Genomic DNA, 3,740 nt, shown 5'->3' with positions numbered 1-3,740 from the left:
AACTGGCATACGCGCAAGTCTCAAAAACTTGTGAGAGCAATTTCATGAGGGTTCAACTCCCTCTCCCGGCACTAAAATGAGGAGAAAACCAAAAAAAGTAATCAAATAGAGTTTTAAATTAGCATATGCAGTAGGATTAATAACAACTGATGGGTGTTTGTCAAAGGATAAACGTCATATTACCTTAACTTCTACAGATAGACGGCTTTTTCGTACGTTTAAACATTGCCTTGGCAAAAATAACAAAATATCAGAAAATACTCCTAAAAAAAGGTTCAGAAAAAAAGCTTTCAAAGTTCAATTGGGAGATGTAGTGCTTTACGACTTTTTAATCAAGATAGGACTTTTCCCTAATAAATCTCTAACTATAAGTGAATTAAAAATTCCGCAAAAATATTTTATGGATTTTTTACGCGGACATTTAGACGGTGACGGAAACATTATTTTTTATAAGGATAGATATAATACCCATTTAAATCCAAAATACACATATAACAGACTTTTTGTATATTTTACATCTGCAAGTGAAAAACATATCAAATGGTTACAAAAAACTATCATTAAATTGAAAAAAATACACGGAAATATCGATTGTTTAAAATATAAAAATAAAAAAACAAATAATCCTATTTATCGTCTTAAATTTAGTACCAAAGAAGCAAAAATTGTTTTAAATTGGATTTACTATAAACCAAATCTTCCTTGTTTGTTAAGAAAATATCTCATCGCAAAACCATTTCTTTTGTATTCAATTCACAACAAGGAAATGAGTAATTTACGACACAATAATTAAAGATAATAACGATTTATTATATGCATCTAATAATTTGGTTGATATTATGGTTTGGAGCTATGGGCTTACCTAATTATTTGTTTAAGAAATATAATATTACGTATTATGAAAATTCTTGGCAACATACTCTTTTTTTCATAGTTCTCTCACTAATCCTTTTTGTTGTGTATCAAAATCAATTTTTCATATATTTTAATAGTCTTAATATAGGACATTTAATAGCTTTCATATCTTTATTTATACTATGGCTTTTTGTATCGAATCTTTACAAAAAAGATTATTACTCTAAAAAAGAAAGATTTTGTTATCAGTTGCCAAAGTTTTTTGAAATATTCTTCCAAGATATTTTTTTTTGGGTGGCTTACTTACCTTTCGGATTTCTTTAAACTTGTTTGGTTTAGTATTTTTCGTTGTTCATATCCCATCAATATTTCTACTCCCTAAAAAATTCGCTTTCCTCACTATAATTTGTTCATTTTTTGGAGGATTTATTTTTGCATATTTACAATCTCAAGGAATTTTAGGATTCTTAATCGCGCTATTTATACATTTATCATTTTGGGCTATATTACACTATACTCTTTCAAAAAAAGATTTTTTAAGAATAACTCCTTTAAAAAGGTAATCGTTTTTATATCTGCTCGACGTCATGAGGTTTGGATTCAATTAGTGAGCTTTGGGTAATTTGAATAAATTCAGCCTTCTTCCAAGTTTCTATGATATTTTTTGCTCCACAGTATGAAAAACCCGAACGAACGCCCCCTAAGAGTTGATTAATAAATTCAGAGACGTTCCCTTGATATGGAACAACTGCCTCGACTCCCTCGGCCGCATATTCTTTCAAGTCTTTTTTTACTTTAATATCATTTTTCTGGCGATCATGATTAGCCATTAGCGACGCCATACCACGAGTCAGTTTAAATTTTCGGTTATTTTTGAAAAAAGTTAGTGCCGGTGATTCGTCACATCCAGCAAACAATGTGCCAATCATCACAGTTGAGGCACCAACCGCTAACGCTTTTACCATATCCCCAGAATTTCTTATTCCCCCATCGGCAATAATTGGAACATCATATTTTTTCGCGACCTCTGCACATTCAGAAATGGCTGTTAATTGGGGAACGCCTGCGCCGGCTACAATTCTTGTAATACACAGGGCTCCCGGCCCAATACCAACTTTAATTGCTGAGGCTCCATTTTTTATTAACTCTTCGGTTGCTTCAGGTGTAGCTACATTTCCAGCAATAATGTCGACCTTAGGAAATTTTTTATTTAGATCTTTTAAGACCTTAATTAAAAAAATCGAGTGCCCGTGTGCAATATCAATGATAATCACATCGGCTCCAGCTTTAACTAATGCTTCCGTTCTCTCAATATAATCATCTTTTATACCTACGGCGGCTCCGACTAATAGTTTTTCTTTTTTGACATTTTGTACCATTTCAGCTTCTCTTTCAATCGTTGCAAATCGATGAATTATCCCAATTCCTCCCTCGCGGGCCAGTGCAATCGCCATTTCAGTTTCGGTAACCGTATCCATATTGGCTGAAATGACAGGAATTTTTAATTTAATTTTTTTTGTTAGATTTGTGGAAAGATCAACATCCCCTCGGGAAACGATATCGGTCTTCTGAGGAACGAGTAATACGTCGTCAAAGGTTAAGCCTATTTGCTTACGGATATTCATAAAATTACTAATTAACTAATTATTCTAATTGATCTAAAAAATACCCAATAACCAATTATCCTCAATTTGAGATTTGGTCATTATTTAGGTTAATTAGGTCAATTAAAAATTAGAAATTTATAATACAATACTCGCTTCTCTCTCTGGACTCACAGAAACAATTTTAACATTAACTTCTAAATATTTTTCAACAAATTTAATGTACTTCTGACAGTTTACTGGTAATTTTTTAAAAGATTTTATTCCAGAAATATCTTCGGCCCAACCCGGAAAACTTTTGTAAATCGGAGTTAATTTGGAGAGTTCTAAATACCCACACTGACTGAATTCAATTTTTTTACCATTTAATTCGTAGCCAACACAGGCTTTTATCTGTGAAAGTCCTGATAAGATATCTATTTTTGTAATCGCAATTCTGTTAATTGAAGAAAGTTGACAGGCAAATTTTACTGCGGGCAAATCTACCCAGCCAACCCGGCGCGGTCGCCCGGTCGTTGTCCCATATTCATAACCCCGCTCTCTTATATCATCGGCTACTTTATCAAATAATTCTGTGGGCAATGGTCCTCCACCAACTCTCGAAGTGTAAGCCTTAACAACTCCCCAAACCTCGTCAATCTTTTTGGAGGGAACTCCTGATCCAATATTGACGCCACCTTCAATAACGTTTGAAGCCGTCACGTAGGGATATAGACCAAAACTGTTATCTAACATAACCCCATGGGCACCTTCAAGAAGAATTTGTTTTTTTTGTTTTATTGCTTTATGTAAAACTGCAAATGTATCTCCTACCATTGGTCGAATTCTTTCTGCTAATTTTCTAAAAGTCGATAAATAAGTTTCCACCTTTGTTGGGGTTACACCGAAAGCAACCAATATCTTATTTTTTATTTCTGTCTGAAATTTAAACTTTTCGACAAATAAAGGCCAATTCATTAATTCATAAATTCTGATTCCGTTGTAACTAACTTTATCAGCGTAAGTTGGACCGATTCCTCTCTTGGTTGTCCCCAATTTATTTTTTCCGCGGGCATTCTCATAGGCCACATCTAGTTCTTTGTGATATGGCATTATTAAATGACATCGGGGAGAAATCATCAATTTCTTTTTTAAATTTATCCCCATTTTTTCAAAAATATCCATCTCTTCCATGAGTACTTCCGGATCAATCACAGTCCCATCGGCAATAACAACCGTAGGTTTTTTTTGCAGGATCCCTGAAGGAATTAGATGAAATGGAAATTTTTTTTCGTTGATGAC

2 protein-coding genes and 1 pseudogene are annotated in these 3,740 nt (G+C 33.4%); 1 reads left to right on the top strand and 2 read right to left on the bottom strand.

Going from position 1 to position 3,740, the window contains the following annotated elements:
• The first annotated feature begins 115 nt into the window (after positions 1–115).
• Positions 116–793, top strand: a pseudogene (locus GW846_06280) (hypothetical protein).
• Positions 794–1,424: 631 nt separating this feature from the next.
• Here GW846_06280 and GW846_06275 read toward each other — a convergent pair.
• Both GW846_06275 and GW846_06270 read right to left on the bottom strand, forming a co-directional pair.
• Positions 1,425–2,480 (bottom strand): IMP dehydrogenase, encoded by a 1,056-nt coding sequence (locus GW846_06275; protein ID NDK10351.1) that lies wholly within the window; start codon positions 2,478–2,480, stop codon positions 1,425–1,427.
• A 117-nt stretch (positions 2,481–2,597) separates the two neighbouring features.
• Positions 2,598–3,740 (bottom strand): adenylosuccinate synthase (locus tag GW846_06270; protein ID NDK10350.1); only part of this gene is annotated, 1,143 nt, incomplete at its 5' end.

Source organism: Candidatus Gracilibacteria bacterium, from assembly GCA_010119145.1.
Taxonomy (GTDB): domain Bacteria; phylum Patescibacteriota; class Gracilibacteria; order BD1-5; family UBA6164; genus JAACSU01.
Note: the sequence above shows the minus strand (reverse complement) of the source record. Positions and strands in the feature narration are given on the sequence as shown.